At 55.1% G+C, this 24391-nt stretch carries 28 protein-coding genes; 3 read left to right on the top strand and 25 right to left on the bottom strand.

The features are described 5' to 3' along the window. Nucleotide 1: 1 nt before the first annotated feature. From tauC to DUD43_RS06650, 4 genes are all read right to left on the bottom strand, one after another. Entirely contained in the window at nucleotides 2-892 is an 891-nt protein-coding gene (gene tauC, locus DUD43_RS06665) for a taurine ABC transporter permease TauC (protein WP_153229644.1), read from the bottom strand. A gap of 16 nt (nucleotides 893-908) precedes the next feature. After that, nucleotides 909-1694 (bottom strand): taurine ABC transporter ATP-binding subunit, encoded by a 786-nt coding sequence (tauB, locus tag DUD43_RS06660; RefSeq protein ID WP_153229643.1) that lies wholly within the window; start codon nucleotides 1692-1694, stop codon nucleotides 909-911. Between the two features lie 5 nt (nucleotides 1695-1699). After that, nucleotides 1700-2698, bottom strand: a complete 999-nt coding sequence (gene tauA, locus DUD43_RS06655; RefSeq protein WP_153229642.1) for a taurine ABC transporter substrate-binding protein — start codon at nucleotides 2696-2698, stop codon at nucleotides 1700-1702. Between the two features lie 464 nt (nucleotides 2699-3162). Beyond that, entirely contained in the window at nucleotides 3163-3852 is a 690-nt protein-coding gene (locus DUD43_RS06650) for a VIT1/CCC1 transporter family protein (protein WP_153229641.1), read from the bottom strand. Nucleotides 3853-4456: 604 nt separating this feature from the next. On the opposite strand from DUD43_RS06650, the gene DUD43_RS06645 reads away from it, so the two are divergent. Together DUD43_RS06645 and DUD43_RS06640 are read left to right on the top strand one after the other, a co-directional pair. Further along, nucleotides 4457-4789 carry a hypothetical protein gene (locus DUD43_RS06645; RefSeq protein ID WP_153229640.1) on the top strand — a complete coding sequence of 111 codons (333 nt, stop codon included), beginning with the start codon at nucleotides 4457-4459 and terminating at the stop codon, nucleotides 4787-4789. Further along, nucleotides 4789-5502: an SOS response-associated peptidase gene (locus DUD43_RS06640; protein WP_322742800.1), complete on the top strand. Its 714-nt coding sequence runs from the start codon at nucleotides 4789-4791 to the stop codon at nucleotides 5500-5502. The genes DUD43_RS06645 and DUD43_RS06640 overlap by 1 nt, the downstream gene beginning before the upstream one ends. A gap of 812 nt (nucleotides 5503-6314) precedes the next feature. Here DUD43_RS06640 and DUD43_RS06635 read toward each other — a convergent pair. Genes DUD43_RS06635 through DUD43_RS06625 form a run of 3 tightly spaced genes read right to left on the bottom strand, consistent with a single transcriptional unit; the run spans nucleotide 6315 to nucleotide 7493 of the window. Then, nucleotides 6315-6818, bottom strand: a complete 504-nt coding sequence (locus tag DUD43_RS06635; protein ID WP_153229638.1) for a DUF2514 family protein — start codon at nucleotides 6816-6818, stop codon at nucleotides 6315-6317. Then, the gene (locus DUD43_RS06630; RefSeq protein WP_153229637.1) at nucleotides 6797-7255 is read right to left on the bottom strand and encodes a lysozyme; all 459 of its coding nucleotides are present in this window, start codon (nucleotides 7253-7255) and stop codon (nucleotides 6797-6799) included. The genes DUD43_RS06635 and DUD43_RS06630 overlap by 22 nt, the downstream gene beginning before the upstream one ends. Continuing rightward, nucleotides 7239-7493, bottom strand: coding sequence for a twin-arginine translocase TatA/TatE family subunit (locus tag DUD43_RS06625; RefSeq protein WP_125304166.1), 255 nt, complete (start codon nucleotides 7491-7493; stop codon nucleotides 7239-7241). Before DUD43_RS06625 ends, DUD43_RS06630 begins: the two co-directional genes overlap by 17 nt. Nucleotides 7494-7701: 208 nt before the next feature. Between DUD43_RS06625 and DUD43_RS06620 the strand changes: the two genes are divergently transcribed. Beyond that, complete coding sequence (locus tag DUD43_RS06620; RefSeq protein WP_153229636.1) at nucleotides 7702-7908, top strand: hypothetical protein; 207 nt, start codon at nucleotides 7702-7704, stop codon at nucleotides 7906-7908. A 45-nt stretch (nucleotides 7909-7953) separates the two neighbouring features. Here the strand turns inward: DUD43_RS06620 and DUD43_RS06615 are convergent, their stop codons facing one another. From DUD43_RS06615 to DUD43_RS06530, 18 genes are all read right to left on the bottom strand, one after another. Then, nucleotides 7954-9825, bottom strand: a complete 1872-nt coding sequence (locus DUD43_RS06615; RefSeq protein WP_153229635.1) for an SGNH/GDSL hydrolase family protein — start codon at nucleotides 9823-9825, stop codon at nucleotides 7954-7956. 62 nt (nucleotides 9826-9887) lie between these two features. Further along, entirely contained in the window at nucleotides 9888-12761 is a 2874-nt protein-coding gene (locus DUD43_RS06610) for a host specificity factor TipJ family phage tail protein (RefSeq protein ID WP_153229634.1), read from the bottom strand. Next, nucleotides 12758-13102 (bottom strand): hypothetical protein, encoded by a 345-nt coding sequence (locus DUD43_RS06605; protein ID WP_153229633.1) that lies wholly within the window; start codon nucleotides 13100-13102, stop codon nucleotides 12758-12760. The genes DUD43_RS06610 and DUD43_RS06605 overlap by 4 nt, the downstream gene beginning before the upstream one ends. Then, a complete protein-coding gene (locus tag DUD43_RS06600) occupies nucleotides 13099-13608 on the bottom strand; it encodes a DUF1833 family protein (RefSeq protein ID WP_153229632.1) in 510 nt (169 codons plus the stop codon). Before DUD43_RS06600 ends, DUD43_RS06605 begins: the two co-directional genes overlap by 4 nt. Further along, on the bottom strand, nucleotides 13601-14086 hold the full coding sequence (locus tag DUD43_RS06595) for a hypothetical protein (protein ID WP_153229631.1): 486 nt from the start codon (nucleotides 14084-14086) through the stop codon (nucleotides 13601-13603). The genes DUD43_RS06600 and DUD43_RS06595 overlap by 8 nt, the downstream gene beginning before the upstream one ends. A 3-nt stretch (nucleotides 14087-14089) precedes the next feature. Then, entirely contained in the window at nucleotides 14090-16633 is a 2544-nt protein-coding gene (locus tag DUD43_RS06590) for a phage tail tape measure protein (RefSeq protein WP_153229630.1), read from the bottom strand. Nucleotides 16634-16668: 35 nt separating this feature from the next. Further along, nucleotides 16669-16911, bottom strand: coding sequence for a hypothetical protein (locus tag DUD43_RS06585; protein ID WP_153229629.1), 243 nt, complete (start codon nucleotides 16909-16911; stop codon nucleotides 16669-16671). Beyond that, nucleotides 16911-17261, bottom strand: a complete 351-nt coding sequence (locus tag DUD43_RS06580; RefSeq protein ID WP_228125919.1) for a phage tail assembly chaperone family protein, TAC — start codon at nucleotides 17259-17261, stop codon at nucleotides 16911-16913. Before DUD43_RS06580 ends, DUD43_RS06585 begins: the two co-directional genes overlap by 1 nt. Continuing rightward, a complete protein-coding gene (locus DUD43_RS06575) occupies nucleotides 17258-17764 on the bottom strand; it encodes a phage tail tube protein (RefSeq protein WP_153229628.1) in 507 nt (168 codons plus the stop codon). The genes DUD43_RS06580 and DUD43_RS06575 overlap by 4 nt, the downstream gene beginning before the upstream one ends. 429 nt (nucleotides 17765-18193) lie before the next feature. Beyond that, nucleotides 18194-18655 (bottom strand): HK97-gp10 family putative phage morphogenesis protein, encoded by a 462-nt coding sequence (locus DUD43_RS06570; protein WP_228125918.1) that lies wholly within the window; start codon nucleotides 18653-18655, stop codon nucleotides 18194-18196. After that, nucleotides 18648-18986 carry a phage head closure protein gene (locus DUD43_RS06565; protein WP_228125917.1) on the bottom strand — a complete coding sequence of 113 codons (339 nt, stop codon included), beginning with the start codon at nucleotides 18984-18986 and terminating at the stop codon, nucleotides 18648-18650. The genes DUD43_RS06570 and DUD43_RS06565 overlap by 8 nt, the downstream gene beginning before the upstream one ends. Further along, nucleotides 18983-19156, bottom strand: a complete 174-nt coding sequence (locus tag DUD43_RS06560) for a hypothetical protein (RefSeq protein ID WP_153229626.1) — start codon at nucleotides 19154-19156, stop codon at nucleotides 18983-18985. Before DUD43_RS06560 ends, DUD43_RS06565 begins: the two co-directional genes overlap by 4 nt. Continuing rightward, on the bottom strand, nucleotides 19157-19489 hold the full coding sequence (locus DUD43_RS06555) for a head-tail connector protein (protein WP_153229625.1): 333 nt from the start codon (nucleotides 19487-19489) through the stop codon (nucleotides 19157-19159). It abuts the gene before it with no gap. Continuing rightward, complete coding sequence (locus tag DUD43_RS06550) at nucleotides 19489-19680, bottom strand: hypothetical protein (RefSeq protein WP_153229624.1); 192 nt, start codon at nucleotides 19678-19680, stop codon at nucleotides 19489-19491. The genes DUD43_RS06555 and DUD43_RS06550 overlap by 1 nt, the downstream gene beginning before the upstream one ends. 50 nt (nucleotides 19681-19730) lie before the next feature. After that, nucleotides 19731-20930, bottom strand: a complete 1200-nt coding sequence (locus DUD43_RS06545) for a phage major capsid protein (RefSeq protein ID WP_153229623.1) — start codon at nucleotides 20928-20930, stop codon at nucleotides 19731-19733. 14 nt (nucleotides 20931-20944) lie between these two features. Then, nucleotides 20945-21622, bottom strand: a complete 678-nt coding sequence (locus DUD43_RS06540) for an HK97 family phage prohead protease (protein WP_153229622.1) — start codon at nucleotides 21620-21622, stop codon at nucleotides 20945-20947. After that, nucleotides 21619-22890 (bottom strand): phage portal protein, encoded by a 1272-nt coding sequence (locus DUD43_RS06535; protein WP_153229621.1) that lies wholly within the window; start codon nucleotides 22888-22890, stop codon nucleotides 21619-21621. The genes DUD43_RS06540 and DUD43_RS06535 overlap by 4 nt, the downstream gene beginning before the upstream one ends. 4 nt (nucleotides 22891-22894) lie before the next feature. Beyond that, entirely contained in the window at nucleotides 22895-24385 is a 1491-nt protein-coding gene (locus tag DUD43_RS06530; RefSeq protein ID WP_153231561.1) for a terminase large subunit, read from the bottom strand. Nucleotides 24386-24391 lie beyond the last annotated feature (6 nt).

Genomic DNA, 24391 nt, shown 5'->3' with positions numbered 1-24391 from the left:
GTTAACGCGCTTGCCCGTGCCACGGAACAAGTTTGGCCTGTAAACGACGCAAGCCGATTTCAAGCACAAACGCCACCAAGGCAATAAGCAGAATCCCCGCCATCACTACATCAGTCGCCAGAAACTGCCCCGCTGACTGAACCATGAATCCCAGCCCACGCGTGGCAGCCACCAGCTCCGAAGCCACCAGAGTCGACCACCCTACTCCCAGCCCAATGCGCAGGCCCGTCAAAATATCGGGCGAGGCGCTGGGGATAATGATGTAACGCAGCAACTGAACACGCGTCGCCCCCAGAGATTGAGCCGCACGCAATTTCACCGGGTCCACATTACGTACCCCGCCAGCCGTCGCAATCGTGATTGGCGCAAAAATCGCCAGATAAATCAGCAGCACTTTGGACAACTCGCCAATCCCAAACCAGATCACGATCAAAGGCAAATACGCCAGCGGAGGAATCGGGCGATAGAACTCAATCAAAGGGTCCAGAATGCCTTGAGCAATACGATTACGGCCAATCGCGATACCCGTAGGAATCGCCAACAGAACAGCCGCAATCAATGCCAAGCTGATCCGCCACAAACTGGCCGCCAAATGCTGCTGGACCGTGGCATCCATATAGCCCACCGAGAACAGTCGAAAAACACGACTCAGCACAGCCGGGGGTGAGGGCAGGAACAGCGGATCCACATAGCCCCACTCGGTAACGGCCCACCACAAAAACAGCACCCCACTTAAAGTGAGCAAACTGATCACAGCAATAGACGTTTGCCGAGGCTTGGTGGACGCTGATTGATAAGGCTTGGAATCGCCACCCACGCTTAAAGACGAAGCGCCCGACAAACCTGCGATATCGCCTGCTTGCAGAACCTCGCCAGCGGCAGAGGATTTCATGAATAATCTCCTAAACTCAGGACGAAGCAACAACGGGATGCGCCGAGAACACATGCTCCAGCACACGCTCTCGCGCCGCGATGAACTCCGGCGAGGACTTCACCTGACGCACCGGCTGCCCATCGGTGTGACGCTGCCCAAAATCCAGCGTCAAACGCTCCACCACATGCCCAGGCGTACCGCCCAAAATGATCAGATCGGTAGCCAGAAACACGGCTTCTTCAATATCGTGTGTAATCAGAAAAACAGGCTTGGCGCTGCGCTGCCAGACACTCAACAACAGCGTCTGAGCCTGCTCTCGGGTAAAGGCATCCAGCGCCCCAAAAGGCTCATCCAGCAAGAGCACACGCGGGTCAGCCGCCAGAGAACGAGCAATCCCCACCCGCTGCTTCTGACCACCAGACAATTGCCAGATACGGCGCTGCTCCAAGCCGTCCAGCCCCACCAAAGCCAATTGATGACGCGCCACCGCCTGACGCTGCTCCTTGGATTCCCCACGTAACGTCAAACCAAAAGCCACGTTCTCCAGGACCGTCTGCCAAGGCAGCAAGGCATCATCCTGAAACACCACACCACGATCAGCCCCAGGGCCGCGCACAGGTTCACCATCCAGGGTAATCGTTCCAGCGCTAGGCAAGGTGAAGCCAGCAATCAGATTCAATAAGGTAGTCTTGCCACTACCCGAAGGCCCCAGCACCACCACCAACTGCCCCGGCCCCAATTGCAGCGACACGTCTCGCAGCGCCAGATGATCAGCACCGGGATAACGTGCGCTGACGTGATTCAGTGTTAACTGCGCCATCAGAATTACTTGGCCTGCGAGGCAGCCGCCTCGACATATTTGCTGGTGGTGTAAGCCGCGTAATCAGGCAAGACCTCGTCGATGCGGCCTTGCTCCTTCAGGAAGGCAGAGGTATCGGCCAAGGCTTTGGCGGTAGGCTGACCCAGAGTCTTGATCTGATCAGCCGCAGATAAAAAGCCGCTGCCTGCCAGGACATTGGGAATTTCTTGAGGCGTCGCGCCAGTCAAGCGGGACAGCTTGCTGATGTTGTCGGCATTGGCAACCCAGGCGGCGGGATCACGTGTGTAGCTCTGGTAAGAAGCCAAAGTGACACGAGCAAAAGCCGACACAATATCCGGGTGTTTTTCCGCAAAATCCTTGCGCACCAACCAGACATCAAACGTCGGCGCACCTAGCTTGGCCAGTTCGCCAGAACTGATCAGTACCCTGCCGCTTTCCTTGGCCTTGCTCAAGGCCGGGTCCCATGTATAAGCACCATCAATATCACCACGAGCCCAGGCCGCTACGATATTGGCCGGCGTCAGATTAATGATGTTGACCTGCTTGGGGTCGATCTTCCAATGCTTGAGCGCAGCCAGCAGACTGTAATGACTGGTCGATACAAAAGGCGTGGCAATCGTCTTGCCGACAAGATCTTGGGGAGCCTGAATACCCGAACCGTTACGCACAACCAGCTCTTCGCTGGTGCCCAGTTCGGCCGCGATCAGGAAGGTCTCGATAGGTAATTTACGGCTGGCCGCAGCGGCCAAGGGGCTGGAACCTAAATAGGCAATCTGCACGTCGCCTGAAGCGACGGCATTGATGACTTCTGCCCCACCATCAAACTTGCGCCAGTCGATCTTGGCGCCGGTTTCTTTTTCATAAACACCGTCTGCCTGAGGCACGTTCGACGGAGTGGGAATGGTCTGATAGGCGACCGTCAGGCTGGTGGCCTGGGCTGTCAAAGATACGACGCTGGCCGCCAAGGCCAGGCCCAGATGCTGCAGAGTTCTCGTCAACGACATGGAGCATTCCTCGATTATTTTTGCGGCCGGATAAGCCGTTAGGTCGAGGAATCAGGATAGACAAAGGGAGGCTGCAGGCAAAAGAACGATTTCGCTTATTGTTAGTGCGCGAATTTATGAGGTGCAAAGATGGCTCCACTAAATACCCATCCACCTCAAAGCACAGAAGTATCCGATTAAATACCATCAAGCCCATGAATACTCGCAGCCGCACCGCGGCCTTCAGCACTTAATCGCTAGACTTCATGGACCTTCAAGCCACGAGGGTCGTGGTTCGCATTAAACAAGCCGGAGTCTAGCTAATGCAGAGGACGAAAGGCCGAGAAAACCTGTACAAAAGCCCTTACTCCTGCTGCCAAACCGCAAGAGACTCCCCCTGTGTAGGCAGCGACTCCTATAACACCGTCAAGGAAAAAAATTCAAAATAGCGACATTTTCCCTATAAGGTGAAATATGCCCGGCGACTAAGCGGCAACACCAAATAAAGCACCCACACCAGCCGTTAACCCCATGGCTAATGCCCCCCAAAAAGTCACGCGAGCGGTTGAGGCGAACAAAGGAGCGCCGCCTGCCTTTGCTGCGATCAAACCTAGAAAGGCAAGAAAGAACAGTGAACTACCCGCGACGTACCACATGAGTGCAGAAGTCGGGAGCAAAAGAACCACAAGCAAAGGGAACAATGCTCCAGCAGCAAAAGTCGAAGCCGAGGCCAATGCGGCCTGCACGGGCTTGGCTACCAACGTGTCTGATAAGCCCAGCTCGTCTCGCGCATGGGCCCCAATTGCGTCGTGGGCCATTAGCTGGGCCGCTACGCTTGCAGCCAGATTTTTATCCAAGCCTCGATTAACATAAATGTCAGTGAGCTCTGCCAGTTCCTGCTCTGGGTTTTTAGCCAACTCCGCTTGTTCACGGGCAAGATCCGCACGCTCTGTATCGGCTTGCGAGCTGACCGATACATACTCACCTGCCGCCATCGACATGGCCCCAGCCACTAGGCTGGCGACGCCTGCAACAAGAATGCTCTTTGCACTTGCTCCTGTGGCTGCCACACCTAGGACCAAGCTTGCCGTAGAGACAATTCCGTCATTTGCCCCAAGAACTGCGGCCCTAAGCCAGCCTGTGCGGTGCGTCTTATGTCTTTCAGCATGTCTCATGGGTAGCCCCAAGTTAATGTGGAATTACGTACAGCGCAGCAAATGTACCAACACTCTGGTTGATTTAAGCATGCGTTTTTAACCTGAGCATGCAATTAAAAAGTATCAAGATAAATAGTAATTCAATGTCGGTGCCAACATCATCCGCAGCGCGCTGTTTTCAAGGTGAGTTTAAGGTGGATATAGACGCAAAATATCTGTTGATACCGTGACAACTCATACCATAGATGGGACTACGGCTTTTTCTATTGCCCCAAGCCGCAGAAAACAAAAAAGCCACCCGGCTGGGTGGCTTTAATGTCCTGATTGAACAGGGGTATTCTGGTGGCGCATCCCTGATTCGAACAGGGGACCTGCGGATTATGATTCCAACGGTAATCTCTGTATTTTCAAGCGGTTAAGTCTTATTCCGCTCCGCAATCATGAGTTTTCCGGCCATTCTAATGCGTTGATATATATGCAAGTATTTATCGATGCGGAGCAGATTTAACCTTTGCAAGGAACCTATCGCCCGCCTTGGGGCGGGCTTTTTTGCGTCCACGCTCGGTAACACCTGTCAAGCAGTTAAGTGCTAAATTACTGTTTTTTTATACAGCAATTTACCATGCTTACCTACCGCGAACTGAAAGCCATACAAGAAGGCAACCGGCGCAATCAGGACGTGATGAACCTGTTGCGTGAGGTAAAACGCCTACGCGAGCTGACCGTACTTACCTACTCCATCTTGGGCACCATGCCTTTAAATGGGCTGGGAGAGAACAGGCATCGCCTCACCCCTCTCTTTGAGGCACTCAAAATGGAGAATGCCGTCCAAGGCTATATGCGTGCATCAGAACATCGAGACCGGCTCAACTTCCCTCACCGCACACAGGGCCGGGACGGCGACATGGCATACTACCTACAGCGCTACAAGCAAGATCCAGCAACCAAATCTTGATGGAGAAATGCATGTGTGGACGAATTAGACAAGCCCGCGAACCAGTTGACTATATAGAGTCGATGAACTGGAATCCTCGCAACCTTGGCAAACTGGCAGATGGCCTGAAGTACAACGTGCCACCTGGCACCCGCCCCCTCGTCATGCACCAGCTCGGTGATGGCAGCGATCAGATAGATAGGCTGTTCTGGGGCTACAAACCAGAGTGGTACAAGCGCTCGCCGGTGATCAACGCCCGGCTGGACACGATTTTGAAGAAGTCGCCGATGTGGCGAAGCCTACTCGGCAAGCGTGTACTTGTGCCGGCAGACGGCTGGTTTGAGTGGACGGGGGAAACTGGCGACAAGCAACCTTGGTTTATTCATGCGAAGAACAGTGAGCCGATCTATATGGCCGCAATTACGGCTTGGCAGCCTGGCAAGGAAGATGACGTTGAACACGGCTTTGCCATCGTGACAGATGCCAGTGCGGGCGGCATGGTGGATATTCACGACCGTAGGCCGGTAGTTTTAATGCCAGATGCCGCTCGCGAGTGGACTTCGCCAGGCACCAGCGTCGAATCGGCGCTGGAACTGTTGAGCACCGCACGGCCAGAAACGGCGTTCGCCTGGCACCCCGTCACCAGGCAGATGAGTAATGTGAAGTATCAAGAGCCGAATACTAACCAAACATCCGCTATTCAAAGGCCTATTGACCATCGTGCGAAAAGTTAACTTTTCTGACGCGAGAATCCAGACACGACGCAGACTACTGCAATGGAGCTCATTAAGTAGTAAATTCACTAACCTATATTGGTGAGCAATTTTATTTAAAATCCATGAAACAACGAATAACAAAATACTTTGAGAAAAATGTATTACCCTTTGTCGAACAAGGCTCATTTCGCTTTGGAACACTGCAATCTTACAGGGCAAAGGAAGGGCAGGTGTCGGGCCTAGACCGTATGTCAGATAACAGAGAAGGACTGGTCCAAAATGCTATTTTCCCCGCGGGTGGAAAAGTCTCCTATGCAAATATTGGGGGAAACACATTTGTAAACTGTAGCTTTACCACTAGAGGAGGCGGCGCCCCAATGATAGTGGAGTCGACTATAAATGATTTCGTATTCTGTGCATCACTTGGCGACTATGACCAAGAGCATCACGAAAAGTTGTTAGAAAAAAATCCCGACCTTAGTGAGTATGCCGTAATAGATTTAGACCGCTTTCTTAAAGGAATTAGATTTTCAGCGCCGCATCAAACTACACTCCGATACACGCTCGGTCACCCATGGCTTATACACAAGCCAGTAAGGTATGGGAGTACTCGAACGGAATATCATGTTCCTTCGACCTTCATCTATGGCCCCCTTCGACCCAGTTCCGATGAGTACGAAAGAACCGTATTTTGTAAGCCTGAGAGATTTTCGCATGAAAAAGAGTTGAGGGTAGTAATACGTCCCAACGCACCGGCATGCATATCAGATGACGAGCAAGAGCTAATACTTAAGCATAGAAAATTCAAGGCATCAATTTTACGCATCGGTTCAATTATTAATTGACATAGTTTGGCCGAGAATCTGCGCAGAGTTATAGGTGCTCTCACACACCAACCCAACTACTCGTCGACGGTCAGCCTCTGCTGCGTAGACTTCCGCCATTTCATCAAGCTCTCCAAGCAACTCGGCAAACAATCTGATGACGGTGTCGGCTGCCTGGCGCTCTGCGGCAGCGCTGGCAAGCGCGGTATCCCGACGATAGCGGGCTGCGTATTCTTCGGCAGACCTGCGCACCCGCTCATCAGCAGCGCGGCGCTCAGCACTAGCAATTTGTACCAGTTGTTCTTGGGTTTCACGATCACGGGCCTCCATTTCTTCAGTTAACTCATGCTCGATCTGCCGCGCCCTGCCCTCTGCATGCGCGACAGCGATCAGGTATTCAGTCTGGGCCTGGTCGTAGCCTTTCCTATGCTGGGCTGCGCCGTAGATCTGCAGCCCAATAAAAAGGGCTGCCAATACAGCAGCCCCAGTTATCGCAGACTTGATAGACATATCTGCCTCTCCGCTTCCCGACGTCGCTCCAATCCGCGCAACTTCTTGCCCCCGGCATACACCCAGAGCGGGAGTTGGTTGCAGGCCCCAGACAGATCGCCAGCCCGTAGCTTGCGCAACAGCGTGGACTTACCGTAAGCGCCAGCCCCCACGTTATAGACAAAGCTGGCCAGCGCCACGCGCACACCATCCGGCAGAGCTTGCGGCACCGAGCGGTCCACCACGCCCAGCGCATTGCGCACTTCCTGCTCTGTCAAAGCATCGCAACGCTCCGGCGTAGCCACATCGCCCAGCTTCACGCCATGGGTATAGCCGTCGCAGATAGTTGGGATACCCACAGGGTCCACATAGGCCACCAGCGAACGCCCCTCCCAAGCAGCCACCAGACCAATCGCGGCCGCAATTATCCCTGTGCCGACTTTAGTTTTTAGATCCACGCTTCCACTCCTTAAAGTTCCCCCATGCACGCTGCAGACCACCAACCAAACGGGCTGCCGACCGCAAGAAGTCTGGTAGCTTGATCACAATAAGAATCAGCACATAAGCCGCCCACAGCAGCAACACGAACTCTTGCAGCGTCCACTTGTAGATCAGTAATGCTGAGCCGGTGGTAATCGGCAGATGTGCTCCATCGTTGTGCAGCATTGGTTTCTTCCCCTTGTTTACGGTCGGCATGGCTGTCTCCCGTGAAATGCTGCAAAAGCAGCAGACGTAAAAAAAGCCGCTCGAAGGCGGCGCTCAATCAATCCAATCGGGCTCATTCATTGGAAGTCGAATAGATGCTTTCCTATAGAGAAAAGCACTTACAAACCATTTCGTTTGACTACAGTTTTACCCTACTTCGCTGGCTTATCCTCTCGGCTTCAATACTTGGAGAGGCCAGATGGCAAGCCGTAACAACAACCAAACCCTACAACTCAGCAAGAACGAAGAAATCGCACTTGAGCTCACAAAAGCTGCTGTGCAAAGCGGTGCACTGCAGCGCCTGAAAGACACCAACGGTATCCTTAACCGCGCACAGAACGACGCCAGCTACGCTGTCGCGCTGTATCAGTCTGTTTTGACCCGACTGGCCAAAGCCGACTCCTAATAAGTTGGACATCCCCGCACAAGCGGGGATAAGCCACAACCTGCGTCATGCTATGGAGCGCAGCCAGCCAGCAATCCGCTTTGCCCACAGATCGAATCCAACACCGGGACGCGGGTGGATACCATCTCGCAGATAGTGATCAGCTGTGTGTCGATTGACCGTTCCATCTCGGAGCATGTCCATGCTTGGGCTGCCCGTCCTCTGGGCCACATCGGCAATCGCTTCGTTCACGTCAGGGAGTGCAATGTTGTTTGCTCGTGGAACCCAAGCGTCGTCGGTTGTGCTTGCTCCACCGCCAAATGTTCTATATGCGGGCAACTGAAAGACGATGCGAATGTTTGGGTATGCGGACTGGATTGCATTGATAATGTGAGCCACAGAACCACGAAGGGTCATGCCTGTTGGGTCTGGCGTGTAACCAGTCCCTAAATCAAGGTCTGGGCGCGTCCAATCGTTCGTGCCGAATGCGATCACCAAAATATCGACAGTGGACCAATCCAGTGCAGCGAGCGCTGCTGCCTGCGGCCTGTTGTCGTCACTTGTTGGTGGCTGTGCCACTGCTTCAGCGCAATCCAGCAGGTATGTATAGTCACCGCTGCCAATGCAGGTAGCAATTGCATACCCGCACATTCCGTCGTAGCGTCCCATGCTTGTCGGATAAGCGGACATCCGGCATCCTCCGAAGCCGAATTTATGAACTGTTGCGCCAGTGGCTGAGGCCAATTGCTCTGGCCAGTTCCCACTTTCAACGATGCTGTCGCCAATCACTGCAATGACGGCTCCAGCTAGCGGGTTGTCACCACCGCCAACCTTCTGATAAGTCTGCCAAGTAGCAACGCCTGCACTTGTAATGGTGCCCGACCGCTGCCACACACTTTTCATCTGATTCCGATAACGCACGGTCTGAACAGCAAATGAGCCGTACACCTCAACGTCAACAAGCGCTGTTTCATTCGGTGCGTCTGCGGGCAGCCCCGTTGCCGGTTGCGTGAGCATGTAATGCCCTTCGTCATGCAACTCATCAGCATTGCCCTGCGCGACTAATCCACGGTAAGCATAGTTACGGGTAAAGTTCGACGCCGCCGTCAGGTCGTAACCTTTGTCTTTGCTCCACTCTGCCCCACCAACGGACTGCCACCGAAGCGCAGCATCACTGGTCGGGAATAGAGTTGTGATCCGGAAACCGCCGTGCAGCTCAACCTTCGCTAACGGCGTCGCACCAGACGGCCAATCTGCAGGCAGCTTCGTTGGAGCTCCTGTCAGTACGTAGGTACCTGGCCGTAATAGCTGTTTCGCATTCGCATCGGTCACACCAATAATCGACTGATCAAAAGGCATCACCCAACTAGTGGTCGCTCCACTAGACAATACACGCCGGGTCCATTCAAACTGCGGCCGATCAGTTTGCGATAGATACTGGGTCACGTACCAACTCACACCAGCATCAAGCTGTCTCTCTACCCGAATGACCTTGCCTACTCCCACTGGAAAGTTGGCTGGCAAATCGGGGTGCCCATTTTCAGCGGCACTGCCATAAACTCCCATCTTCAACAGTGTGGAAAGTGCTACGTTGTTCGCAGCGACTCGGTACTTGTAGTCAGTCGGCTGGAGCCCAGACCAAATCCATTGCGAGCCATCGGACACCCAATAGCCTTGACCAGGGCCGTTGGTGACCTGCGCCATAACTCCCTTAGGTTGTGGCTGGGCCGCGTCCGCCTCTTCCTTCGTCAGATACGTCTGCATGTTGGCGGCCTGACGGGCGATTTCCAAAGTCCGGTCTTTTATGGTCTGAAGGGTCTCAACATCCACACCCTCACGATTAAGGTTTTGCTCCCCAACCCCACCTAGGGCAAATTTCTCAAGTGTCCCGGCATCAATACTGGCATCCCGTAACTCTTGCGCGGTGATATAGCTCATAGCTGTCTCACAAACAAAAACCCCGCCTTTCAGCGGGGTTCAGTTGATTAAAAAGGTAAGGTTCAAGCGCGGTAATCAGCGTCGTTCGTGTAATACCGAGCGTCGTAATTAATAGCGGTCAGCGGGATCGTTCCGTCTTCGTTCGGCACATCCTTTTCTGTTACCAGAAACGGCCTGGCACTGCGCCGATCTGCGGCGTCCGCGATGATGTACTTCGTCGGGTTATACCCCTCGGTGACAATCGGCACGCGCGGTACACGCGCAAGCAATGCATAGCGCCGCCCTCCGCCATTCGACACTGGGATGCTCTCCACCAGGCCATCCGCGTTCTGCAAAAAGATGTTGTACGCGCCCTCGCCCCAATCAAAGGGCTGGGACAGCTCAATGGCCAGGCCATCCACGCTGATCACTTCACCGTCCTGGCAGAAACCCAGAGTGTTGTCAGCATTCAGGATTCGCTCGGATAGAGTCAGCAAATTGGCCTCTGGCAGCGCATCAAACTCGGTGACCTCCGTTTGATAGCGGATCTTGTTCCAGGCTCGCCAAGCGTGAAAATGCGCCTGCTCAGGCACCCGTACACCGACAGATTCCACCGACTTCGGATTGACCGCCGTGCGGTCTGCCGGAAGATAAATCGTCTGCACGGAGTCGTCAGAGGGTCTTACCCACTGGAACTCAACCCCGTCATACTGCTCGGCTGGCCCAAAAGACGTGGTTCGCGTCTCAGAACCCGGCACCTTGTTTCGATGGTTAAAGAGGATCGCGCTATCGGGCGTCTCCCGCTCAAAGTGAAGCCGCAGCACACTGCCCCGGCGGTAGGCCTTGCAGAACACAGCCTCGGCAATCATGGCCACGATCTCTTCAAAGGACAGGCTGTCAGCGTCAATCGTGTAGTTGAACTGAGCAACATTCACGCCAAAGTACTCATTGATCTCCGCAGCCGTCGCGTACAGATTGTCAAAGTCCACCTCGGCAGCCGTCCGATTGCCCATTTTAGGGTCCAGGCTGATAGCAGAAAGAATGTCAGCAACATTGTTCGTGGGGTAAAGCTCGCTGGTAAACGTAGAACCCTCAACACGCCGAGGCAGTTTGCGCGTCACAAGCGCATTCAACTTGCGCTCTTTCACCGCCAACGCCCCGTCAGTCGCAAACGTAGAAGACTGCACCATCGTCACATCACCAAAGTGCGGCTGAGCGACCGGAGCTGCCACGTACAAATCCCGCCACTTCACCTCGTCAACCACCTGCCCTTCGAAGCTGGTATCAGAATCGCTCGTACGCAGCATACGGAACTGCCAGCGCAAAGACTCGGCGCCCAGATCCACGTCCATAGTCAACGCACGCGTGGCACGGGATGTGCCCGAACCCTGCACTGTTCCATGAAACACCTGCTCAGGCCCAGTTGGATTGCGGTGCTCATCGAGCGGTACGGCATGCAATTGCACCGTTACGTCACGCCGGTATTGCTGGCGTCCGTTATCCGCGTATAAGCCATTGAGGGCCACCAGGTTGCAGATTGCTCGTCGGATCGGCGTTGCTGACTCCGCAATCATCCACCCTACCCATCGCTCCTTCTGAGCTTCAATTGTCACCGTCAACGTACCCGAGGCACCACCATACTCATTGGCCATCACATCCCAATCCGGGTTCACAGCAACCGGGTTAGACAGCGTCAACACGTCACTATTGAGGGTATTGATGGTGTACGTGCCGGACAAGTCATAAAGCGCTTCGCCCGAAGGTCGTGTCAATGTAGGGTTCCCAGTGGGGGAGGTATGAACATTCCCCAGCGGGCCAGGCCAAGATGAATAGTTCTGTGAAATATTCAGAGCTATCACAGTAGTCTTGCTCAAACTCCCAACGACACTGACTCCAAGGATTTCGTACGTACCATTAATATTCCGAGAAGCGTCATAGAGCTCGCCTTTATCGCCACCAGTCACACCAATCCAAGCGAAGGTGCCATTGGTAATGGTCACAACCTGCCCCGCCTCCCAATGCTCAGACTGGTCGCCGCCCAGAGTTAAGTAACCTGTCTCATAATTACTGTTAGATATGCCAGCCGTCTCTGCAGGGGCGACATACTGGTACACCCCGGATGTAACACGAGCTCCTTTTACTTCAATCACATCACCAGCCAGGAACTGTTCAGTAAAGTCCACCCTGCCATCCACACTGCGGATAAGATTTGGCGATTCGAAGACCATGGGAGACAGGACCAGACGCGAGGCATTGGGCGGCTGTAGTACCTGCCCGTTTACCGCGTTCTCACGCTTGGTCATCAGCACAGGCACATTGATCTGATTCCCAATGACTTGCTGTGGCTGCCCGCCGTTAGGCGATGTGTATGGCCCGTAGACCGCTACAGACGCCCCAGCGATATCGGCCACTGGCGTCGTGCCATCCCGAATGTCTGAGACCTCATAGGCACCGCGCCCAATGCACATATAAGCAATCTCTTTCTCGACGTGGTTCTCAAACACACGATGCGCACAGAGCAAATCCGGCGTTGAGCGCACGGTGCCATAAATGTCGGGGATGCGGCCGTTGACCCGCTCGCGGTTCACTCGGTCAGACAGGCCATTGTTTGGCGACTCGCTGCGGATATTGCGTGCCGTCTGATTCGGAGGGCTGGGGGCCAGCATCATCGACACAATCGACAGGGCAGCCGACACAGCCAGGCTTATCAGCATCGGAATCCACGTTTCCGGCCCACGCGGGAACACCTCAATGATGAAAGGCCCCGGTAGTTCACGTAAACGCGGGATGTCAGACGGCGTCACTGGTGTCACCACCCGCCCGTCCGGCTGATGAATAATCCGCGCACCTGCTGGCCACTGCCCAAACTCCGAGCGCAAGAACGTCAGCAGATCAGCGACCTGGTGGATCTCCGGCCCTGCCTGGTCTGGCGTGCGAGTGAGATAAACAGTTTTCATTGATAAAACCTGAAATTACGGTACGTGTAGAGCGAAGCATCAAAGGGGAGAAAGGCTGCGCCTTCTTCGCGGATATGCAGCAAACGCCGACGCACACAAACCCCCATGTGAAACTCACCCTGCAGGTTCTGCATCAGCACGATGCTAGGCGCTACTGTCGGCCCATCAACACGCTGATAGTGCGTAAACAGCAATCGAAGATCGCCGGCCTGGAGCGTGCTCTCATCGATGGCGTGCAGGCGCTTGTCGCCTGTGAACCGCTGCCAAGCCTCTGCCGAGAAATGACAGCAGTTATATGCTTTGCGGTCGTACTGGCGAAACAGCAGATCATCGATACTCACAGGAACCCCAGCAGCATAGGAAAGCGGTCAACGGAATAACGCTCGCCGGTTCGCACCAGGTTCAAACTCGGTGCCCCAGCATCAAAAACGGCGCCAGAGGCGCCGATTGAGATGGATTGTGCTTGTAGCGTTATAGGCCCAAACATCGGCTTGCTCAGCCGATCCCCCCGATAACTTCGATACTTCACCGTCGGACGAATTGCCAACGTCCCCGCCTCCCTGGCCCGTGCGATCTCATCGCTGATCTCGTCATAGTTTCCCAGCGTCACGGAGATTCCGTAATCAAGCGTTCCACGGTCAGCCATCGGCCGCAGGATCATCGGACAGTACTCAAAGAAGGCAGGCTCTCCTGTCTCCGATTGTGCAGCCAGCCCAAATGTTGAGTTGCGCACAAGCAGACGCGACTTAGAGAAACTAGGGTGACTGATTTCCAAGGTCTCCAGCTCCGGCACACTGGAGGGCGAATCAAAGAAAAAACTGACGTAGTCAGCATCAGCGTCATTCATGTGGCAAATCCTCGTTAACCAGCTTATCGAGCAGATTCAGTACCTCCATGGCCTGATCGTATCCACCATAGATAATCAGCAGCGAAACGACGCTGCGCCAGTAATCAAGGTCGGCATCCGTAAATTCAGGCAGCGCATGGACTTCCAACTGAGCCGACACAAGAAAATGCGCCCCTTTTTTTTCAACAAGCTGCAATGATTGAGGAATGAACGAGGCGGTATAGCGTTTTAGTTCATGTGAATGAAGCATCAAATCCACTTGAAATACCTCAGCCGTCGATCCCCAATCACGGTAGAACCCCATAAACATGGAGTAATCCCTACCGGTCAGGTTCCAGGACGCGTGCACCAAATCACTATCACCAATGGAAGTGACTCGATTGCGCCCCTTACCGCCAGGCAAGGGGATACGGCTCACGCCATCGTTAAACTGCGCGCCATAGCCAGCCTGCAACGGCTCAAACGGTAAGACCTTCATACATCACCTTTTGCGCGATACAGCCAAGCTAACGGCCTGTTGTCGGGATAATCGGCTATTCGGGTTCGCCTGCTCGCGGGCCATGGCTTTAGGCAATCGACGGTCGATCCTGCGGTCAACTTCCAACATGAACTGATCATTCGACATATGCTCTTCAAACTCAATGCCAGACACATTATTGTTAATCACAACCCCTGGGCGCCATTGACCGCCACCCTGTACTGCAGGCGGTAGTGCTGGCCGCCCTGCCATCCCCCCAATCGAATGACCCGGCCCCTTCAGCGCCTGACGCAACCGATTGAAACCCTGCTCACCTCCGAGTGCGTTGATTTCATCTTGATTTAAAACACCCTCGCCCTTGTGAACGAAGCCGGCGAGCTCATACTTACCTCCATCACCGGTATAACCCCCGGATGACAGCTTCATCATCGGCCCAAAGGTAGCCCCCGATCCGCCACCCAGCCCAGCACCCAAGTTGAAACCGGAGCCAATCTTGACTCCTCCGCCAAGCCCCATGGCCAAACCGGACAGAGTGTTGGTCAGCAGCCCACCCAACATCCCAGAAAGGGGGCCTGTGATTCCTTGACGAACTGCAATTCGGGCGAGATCAGAAATAATGCTGTCGGCCAAACTCTTAAAGTCGAGCTTCCCTGTTTTGACAAACTGCACGAGCGCATCTTCCATGCCTTTGAATGCGCCAGCCACAGCGTCCGCAACCGACGCATAGATGTTGGCCGCTTCATCACCGTAGTTAATCAAGGCCTCTTGTGCGCCAAGCAACCAGTCCCGCTCTTTCTTCTGTTTCTCGCTGTTGTACCGGTCAAGCAGCGCCAGAGACCTGCCTTGTGCCTCATCCAGCATCCGCAGCTCTGTTTCGTACCGCTCACGGGATACGTCGCCACGGCGGAGGGCATCATCAAGGTTTTCTTGTCGTTTTCTGAACTCGTCCTGAATCTGGATCTGCTCGGCCAAATATTGACGGTTCTTTTCACCGAGGCCCATGGAGTTCAACTGGGCTTGATAATTGCGCTCCTGCTCATCCAGCAAGCGGCCATAGGAGACTGTCAGTTCTTCAACAGCCTTCTTCTGCTCGTAAGCAGCTTTGGCAGAATCGTACTGGCCCGCCAGGCGCACGGCCTCAGCCTTATCCCCCTCGCTTTTGAACTTGATCGTGCCGATTACCGCCTTGGCTAGCAGCTTTTCTTGTTCGGTTTCCAAGCCAATCAGCGCAATGCGTTCTCGCATCTGCTGAATAAACCGCTGCCCCTCATCAACCGTAGACCCTGGCTTCTTTGGTTTCTTGTCACCCCCTGAGCCAGTAACTGTTATAGCGCTGAGACTTGGTACCGGTCCGCCAGTTTCTGACACATTGCGCAACGCCCCAAACAGTTCCCTATCGGATTTTGCTTGATCACGATTTGACATCGCCTCGTAGTATTGGAGCCGCTGACGAGCATCACGAAGGGCAGCCTGTCGTCCTTGCTCACCACCGATCTGGGCCAAAAGCGACGGGTCTTTGCCTGCCGACTCAAGCGAGGCGATATCGTCACGAATACTCGCGACCTGTTCTGCATGAGACTTAAAAGGATTTGATAGCCCATATTTTCTCAGGGCATCAAAGAAACCATCGGAATATTGCAAGCCCAAACCAAACTGAACTGCGAGCTCAGCAACAGCGCTTGTTAACTCAAAAACCCATCCAATGATCGACGCAAACGCTTGCTTTGCATCCTCGCCCCCAAGCAAATCAGTTAATTCATTTATCGCGATATTCGCTTCATCCAAACTTCCATCTGAGCCTGTCAGCAGAGAATTGATTTGGTTCTGCAGTGCAGACAGAGCGCCGCCAAAGGTATCCCGTGCCGCCTTAGCAGCACCACCATAAGACTCTTCCAAGGCCTGCAGAATGATTCCTTGGGCCTCAGCAGTCTTACCTGCGGCCTCCAGTTTCTCTGCGAGCTTCTTCTGTTCCTCGGTGAACCGAAACCCTTGGCGACTCAAGGCAGTTAGGCCTTTGGATGGAACATCCAGGGCTCGACCAACTGTCTCAGCCGCAGACACGACAGACATGCCCGTACGCTGGGCCATATCAATTGCGGACTGCAATGCACGCGGAAACTCGTCACCAACAATGCCGGTAAAAGCCAGCAACGTTGTCTGCGCCTGGTTAATCTCCCCTGACGACACAACAGACAGCGCGGACATGGCATTGGCCATCTCGTTCAGCTGAGTTTTTGTATAACCCGCAGAGTTCCCTGTCGATCGAAGCACTGCAGCTAACTGGGCCTGCTCATGCTCCGCTTGCTTGGTCTCATTGATAATCTTTAGGTAGACGCTACCAACAGTGATACCAGCAATACCTGCGGTAACCAGCTTGCTCGCTTTTGACCAGGCATCGCTCATTGCTTTCGCCCGAGCACGAGACTTTCGTTCCATCTCCCGAGTTTTACGGTCAGCCACCCGCTCTGCCTCGGTCATGCCAGCAACAAAACCACCAATCTTGGCGATCAAGTCGTAGGTCAGCGTGCCTAGAGATCTGCTGGACATAAATCAATCACCCATAAAAAACCGCCCGAAGGCGGCTACTTCCATTCCTGCATAGCTTGTTCAAGCGAAATTCCCTGCTGGCCTCCCCTTTGCGGCAAGAAGCGATCAAAATCACCGCCCTGCATCGACCAGGCCACCAAGGCTGCACCGTGCTCAACGCGCAGACCCAAATTCAAAGACCCATGCTTCTCTCGGTAAGCCATCCACATCAAGTACTCATCGAACGAAACAGCCTTCTTTGCTTGGGCCACCGTACAGCCGCCGATGCCGTTGAGCACTAACTCACACCAGAGCTCGTCGGCGGCGTCGATTTTTTTGCGTTTACCCGGTTAATGGCGGCAATCAGGGAGAAAGCCAGAGTGGGGTCCAGCACGAACGCTTGCTCATAGGTCAAGCGGTCCTTGCCTTCCTTCCCCAGCCGGATGCAGTTGCTGATCATGCGTGCCGACTGGCTACGGCCATCGGTCGTCTTCAGCACTTCGTCCACCACACCAAAAGGCTGACGCACGACATGCACATCGAAGCTGATCTTTTCGCCGTCGCCACGAGTCCAGGTAACGGATTCTTTGACCGGCTTATCGTCGACAAACCCGCCCTGAGCCTGAAGTTCTTTCAGATCCATAGTCATGGCCCCTTCTTAATCCATTGAGAGCCGCCAGAGCGCTTAACCGTAGCGGCTGTGGTCACGATGGTATTGCCAGAGAAATCAAACGGAAAGTCGCTGACATAACCCTCGAACAAGAACCAGGTCCGGTCTTCAGGCAATTCAAAATCATCCCCATCAGTGTTCAGTGTCGGGACCGAAGTACCGTCAGCCCAGCCGACAGCCCACTTGACCGAATTACCTTCGTCGCTTTCCGAATTGCTCTCGGCCATTTGGAATAAGCGCAGATGGCTGCTCTCACGCGGGTCAGCGCTGACCGTTACCGAAGCTTGGCCCGGTGTACGCAAACCACGTTTGAATTTCTTAGAGTTACGCTCGGACAGAGGCGTATCTTCAATTTCATCCGCTGGGTTACCGCCAGGGTTGAACGCAGTGACGCCTTTAACTTCCAGTACAGCCAACGGGCCTGCACCACCGATTCCGGGGTCCAACAGGAACACTTGGGTTCCTTGAGTCAAAATGGACATATCCACTCCCAAATAAAAAAATCCGCTCGAAAGCGGCTGTATGCATAATCAAAGGCTAAAGTCTTGGCTGTACCCAAAGAACATCAAAGCTCTGTCGGTAGTTCTTTGTCTCTGGATCGCGGGAGGAACCGCGCCAAGCGACAATCCGGCAGTGCATCTCCAAAGCATCTCGGAGGGCAATAACGGCCTCTCCGGCCTGGCTGTCGGTTGCTCCATACACATCGATCTGGATCAACAGCTCATCCATATCTGGGCGGTGGGCCAAGTAGTTCTGAGGGCCACCACCAGGTATCACGCGATACACAGCGTAGGGATACTTGATTGGCGCGTCGTCATTTTCCCCAAAGGGATAAAACCGTGGCTCCGGCCCCCCAAGCGTCTGCAACACTTGGGGCCAGGCCTTCACGACCCGATATATGGATAGTTTGGTCATTTCTCAGCCAATGCCTTCTGTACCTGACGATCTACTTCCTCAGCAAACACATCGAAAGAGCTTTCAGCACTTCCCTCAACGGCAGGCCGCAAGAATGGCTGCGCCTGCATCTTCTCTGTGCCAAGCTCAACCAAATGCCAGTGAGGCGTGTTTCCTTTAGCGCCATCGTCTGGATTACCTTTAGGAATGCGGCCGCGCTCGGTCGCCACCCCCACACTTACCATCAAGTCGCCAGTACGACGTGTATGACGCCCACGTACTCGCTGAACGATGTTGTCTGCAATGCGGCGACCAGTTTCAGGGTCATCCACGCGAAGGGCATTTTCCTTGGCTGCATTGCGAATTACTCGCGCCGCTTTACCCAAGGCAGACTTCAGACCCTTTTGCTGCATCTTGGCTGGCAGCCTCTTGAGGCTCTTGCGCAATTCATCCAAGCCCTTCAGTTCAAACTCAACCATCAGACAAATCCTCCGAAAGAAGGAGAGTCAGATACTCGCGCCCAGACTCCTTATCAGGCAGCGCCCCCTGAATCAGAAACACTCTCCCAGCATGGAACAGACGCATCTTTTCTTTGATGTCAGCGCGGTACCGAACCACAGCTCGGGCCGACAACTTCGTTTGCGCAGCAGCGGCTGCAATGAAATCCCGAGCGGACAACGGCTCAAACGAGCCGCGAACAGTTACCAGCTCAACCCAAACGGGAATCACCGCGCCATTATCAGGGTCTCGGCCTGGCCGGTTCTCCTGAATAATTAGGTTGTGACGGAGCCGTCCAGCTTGCAGACTCATTTCGGTGTCCCGTCCAGGTAATAGCCAGAAGAAGCAGGCAATTCATCTAAGTCCTGCTCAGCCAGCGCCAGAATCAAAGCCTGATTCTGCTGACTCAAGGACCGTATCTCGACCGCCAACTCTTGCAACGCCGCCGTTTGTGCTGTGAGCGCCTTGATCAGTTCCCTCATCTATACCCCCATACCCTTTCTATAGGGCTGCAGTAAGTGCCGCGACGTCATCGGCAGCTCTGTGGCAATGGTGCCTGTTACCACCTCTTCACGATTGGCATACAGGTGCCCCAAAATCAACAAAATGGCGGCGCGGATGGCGTCGTTTGCAATCATGGGCTCAAGCCCTGCGCTACCTTCCAGCTCGGCTGCGGTAAGCTCGTCATTGCTGGCATAAACTCGCCGGTTTAGAAACTGCTGAGCAGACTCCTGCGCCGCGCCCACATAAACCGAAACGTCCTCGCCTGCTTCGATGCGCAAGTGATTGCGCACCTGCTCATCGGTGACAAGCATTACATCCCCTTGGATTTGTTGGCAGGCTTAGGCGCTTGCTTGTTCTCGGGGCTAGGTGCGGCCTTCTGGTCTGTACGCACCAGACCGGCTGCCTCGAGCTCTCGCACGGTAGACTCGGGTGCATCCACTTCATCGCCCGCTTGAACATTGAGGGCGCCGTGGACAAAGCGCTGTATCGCGATCGCTTTCATGAATTATCTCCAAAGGAATCAGGGCGGCCACACCTGGCCGCCCAACTTGCTTAAGGCCCGGCGGTGAAGGCGCCCTTCACGAATGCCTCAGGCCGATACACGGCCAGGCCGAGGCGCTCTTCAGCCAGGATGGTGACCAGGTTGTTGACGAAGTCGTCCTCGTTCTCGGTGGCCACGGTGACGGTGTCCTGCATGCGGTCGAACACCTGCGCGCCGAGCTGGAATGCGCCAACCAGGAAGCTATCCACGGTCATGGCTTGGGTAGACACCACAGGCCGGCCCCACAGAGCGGGCTGGGCCAGGGATTGAGGATTGGCGAAGATGTAGGCGCCGGTGCTGTCTTTGGTGAGCTCGATGGCCGCCCAGTCCGAAGGATGCAACACGATGCCTGTGGCTGGGAACTCAGCCAACTCCGATTGCAGCAGCGCCAAACGGACCGTGTCGATATTGGTCGCGCTGGGCACCGCAATAGGAGCAGCATACGCCGAGGCCTGAGTCATGATGCCGTTCAGGTTATTGCCCACGCCGGAGCCATTGAGCAGCTGCCCTTCTTCCACGAAGCGCAGCCCGTAGCGCAGGCGCTGGTCGATGTAGCTTTGCAGCATGGGCGAGTCCATCAGGATCTCGGTCGATGCCTTCACGTAATGGGCGATCTTGACCACTGGCGTCGAGGTCAGCTCGAAGGTCAGATTGGACTCGGGCTTTTTTGCGCCTTCGGCCACAGTCGCTGCGCTGTTGGTGAAGCCAGTCTCGCGAACGTACTGAATCAGGTTCGAGCTGGTGCGGCCGGGTGTGAGCAGGTCACGCACCGTCAGGCGACGCAGCGCGGGTGAGAGGATGCCGGGCAGACGGTCTGGAGCGATCGTATCGCCAGCGCTTGCTGGAAGCGAGGTGATCGCTTTCACGCTGCCAGTAAAGCCCTTGCGGAAGTTGCCCGCCTCGACATATTCCTTGAAGCGCTCGGATTCGACAAACTCGGCACCGGCGCTCTTATGCTCCTGCTCGCCCTGGGAGCCACGGCGATCCAGCTTCTGCTCGGCCTCTTGCAGACGGGCCTGCAGCTCGCCCTGCTTGATGAGCAGTTCATCGACCTTGGCCTTGGTCTCAGCAGACATGTCGCCCGCGCTCTTCGCCTCCTTGAGTGCCTTCTCGCCGGCGAGCTTTACTTCGTCGCCAATACGCTTGAGCTCAGCGGAGACGATTTCCTTGATTTCTTCGGGGTTATCGCCCTGAGATTTGGTTCGATACATGGTAGTGGGTCCTTTTAGAACTTGGGAATGACAAAGCCCTTGAGGGCATCGGTAATGCTCGCTTTTTCCTCGGACTCACTCCGAAGCAGGTGCTTCAGGCCACGGTTAGCGATGACCGTAGCCTGACTTTTCGAGAACCCTGCCTCGCGCAGGATCTGCTCAAACTCTTTCAGGGAAGGCAGGCCGCCCTGGGCAATAACAGCCTTGACCGCATCGATGCGCGCATCGTCGTTCGCCGGTGCCGTCACGACACTGATCTCCACCAGGTCCAACCGCTTAAGCGTTCGAATGCGCGTCTTCTCATCGAACGAGTCTTCACGCACGTAATAGCCAATCGAGAGCCCCGTGATGGCCTTGGCCTGCATGCCTCGGTAGGCCACCTTGGCGTAAGGTGCCTCATCCAGCCACAGCTGTCCCTCGCCAAACAGCCCGTGTGAATCCTCTTTCAGACTGTCGATATCCCAATTGCCAATGGGTTCGCCCGAGCGGTGCTGCCACAGGACGGGAAATGTGCGTCCCTTGGCACGAGTAGCCTGCAGTGACTCAGCAAACGCTCCGGGCGCCACCACTTCGTTGTAGCTGTCCACGTTGCCGAACACCGAGCCGTAGCCAGAAAAAAGGCCGTCTGAATTGACGGCCTTCACTTGATAATCGAATGCGCGAACTTGCATCGCAGCGGATTTATGCCTCATGTCTTGTCCTCTATGCCCAGCCAGTTTTTCAATGCATCCTGAGCGGTCGTGCCCTGCCCCAGCATCCCGATGGGTATCATGTTTGACTGCACAGTCAGCTCATCGCCACCCTCAACGGGCTCGAGATTCTCTAATCGGCGCACGTTGTTGCGCGTGTAAATCCCGTTCTGGACCATGGTCGAATAGAACTGCCCGCGGGCCGCGCTATCGCCCCGCAGCAGACCCTCCATCGCAAACTCGGCCTGGTAGCGCTGTTTCTCGGCCGGCGTCATCAGGCTCTTGCGAATCGACTGCTCAATGCGAACGCACCAGGGCCGCAGCACGAATGTCACGAACCCGATCATCTGCTGCTCGATGCCGGTGCCCCAACTGGTGGATTTCTCGCTATGCCCGACCATGAAGGGCGGCACACGGAACCAGCGACAGATTTCCTCCACGTTAAAGCTGCGAGTAGACAGAAGCTCGGCGTCCTGCGGGTTCATCGTCAACTGTTGAAACGCTGAGCCCTTCTCCAGCACCATCACGCCACCATCAGCGGACACCTTGCGCACATGCTGGCGCACGTCCTCGCGCTGCTCGGGCTTGAGCACGGCATCCATGGTGACCAAGCCGGCTGCCTTCATGCCGTTCTTGAATGTGTGAGCGCTGGCCTCATCAGCCGCCATCGCGCTGCCAATAACGTTAGCCCCCAGCGCAATCGGCGACAGGCCCGTAACGCCGTCGGTTGTAAACGCTGGCGTATGCCACATTTGTGCTTCCGCTATCTTGCGCGTCACTTTCGCGAAGGGGTCGGCGTAAGACCACTCTACCGCCCCCGAACTGGTGCGCTTGCGAGTAACGAACTGGGGAAGCAGAAACTCCAACGATGTGATCGCGCCTCCCGAGCGATGGATCTCGACATAAGCGTTTCCCCACAGCAGCAGAGAGGCAACATACGCCTGCCAGAAAACGGCGGCAGTCATATCGGCATTAGGCTGGGTGTGAAGCAGGCGGTACAGCGGATGATCGCGCGCCATGGTCTTTGCTTGGCCGCTGTCGTCATACAGATTCAGCGGTAGCGTGGAGAGGGTCTCAGATATGAGCCTCACACATGCCCAGGCGGCCGAAAGCTGCAGCGCGGAATTAACCGTGACTGTTTTTCCAGCGTAGTTTTTTGCCCCCGACCATTCTGCCCAGAAGCTGCCGTCCACAAGCGAGACGGGCACGCCCAGCCAGTTCAGCAAGGCAGACTTCACTCGCCCTGGCTGCTTGTTTTTGGTTTCGCTCATAGTCTCAGAAAATAATTGGGTTACTCAGAAAGTCGGCTAGATCCGCGCTATCCTCAACCTGACCACCAGTGGCAAACAGGGCCATGGCCAGCGCAACCATGCCATCGATACGGCCGGTTGCCTTGTGCTTGTCCAGCTTGCGGTTACCAGCGGCGTCCTTGGTAAGCACGGCATTCGCCGCACACATCGTCAACACTGGATGATTACCGTGGGCCAACCTACCGTTCAGTAGCTCAGACTCTAGGGTGTCCACTGCAGGCGACATGTCCTTGAAACCTTGTCCACACGGGGTCAGAGGCAGCGTTAATCCCAAATCGTCCAGTTCCTTTTTTAGGAACTCGATCCTCCAGCGGTCATATGCGATAACCTGGACATCCAGATCGGACAGGATCTCGGCCATATCACGCGCGACAAACTCATAGTCAACCGTTGCGCCAGGTGCAGTACGCAGGAACCCCTGTCGCGCCCAAACATCGTAGGGCTGGCGGTCCCGTTTGGCGCGATCCAGCAGGCCCTGCTCCGGCGTCCAAAAGTGGGGCTGCACATGCCATACACCGTCAATCCGTCCAATTACTACCAGCGCTGTAAGGTCAGTCCTGGCGGATAGATCCAGCCCAGCCCAAACAGGCACCCCATCCAGCCCGCCCGATTCGCCTGCATTCGCATCCCAAATGTTTTTACTAATGAACGGCGTCACCGTCGAAACACGCTGATTGAGGGTCAAGTTGCGGAAGGTATTTTCCGCTGATGGCATCCGCAATGCCTGCTTAGCCTGCTCCTCAACGTCCTTGAGCGAACGAAACAGGCCTAGCGCAGGGTTTGCGGCCGCCCATGCCTTCTTATCCATCAAACTGCAGTCTGCCGGAGCCGCATAGACATGGCTGACGATATGCGGGTCTTGAGATTTCTCCGCATCATCCAACCACAGCGAGAGCAAATCGGCATCCGTCGCCGCCTGAGTGCTGATGACGATCAGCAACGGATTCTCGTACGCGCCCTGGCTGGTCACGATGGCATCCACAAAATCATTCTGCGGCCCCTTTACTTGGCCGGTTTCATCCAAAATGGCCAGGATGGGGGAGCCGCCATGCGCTGTTTTCGCCTCCGCCGAAGATGCCGCATATTCCACATTCATCGGTAGGCCGATCAACTTCTTGCCGCTGGGGACAATCCGAACGATTCCCGAAAGCTCTGGCGAGAGCTGCACAATTTTGGAGGCGTACTTGTAAACCTGCCCGGCCTGCTCACGGGACATCGCGCCGCTCTGAATATGCGCATTGAGTTGTGCCTCAGGACCCACTAGATGAACCAGCAGAATCGTGGCAATGGTTGCAGTCTTGGAGTTCTTGCGGGCAATTGAAAGGTAAGCGCGACGGGTTCCGTGCGGGTTGTCGTAGAGCGCATAGAAGAAGCGCTCCTGAAATCCCGCCAGCTGGATTTTTTGCCCTGCCAAGGCCCCCTCAGGCACACGACAATAGGTCTCCACGAATAGCATGTTGCG

The sequence above is a fragment of the Alcaligenes faecalis genome (assembly GCF_009497775.1).
Taxonomy (GTDB): Bacteria; Pseudomonadota; Gammaproteobacteria; order Burkholderiales; family Burkholderiaceae_B; genus Alcaligenes; species Alcaligenes faecalis_D.
Note: the sequence above shows the minus strand (reverse complement) of the source record. Positions and strands in the feature narration are given on the sequence as shown.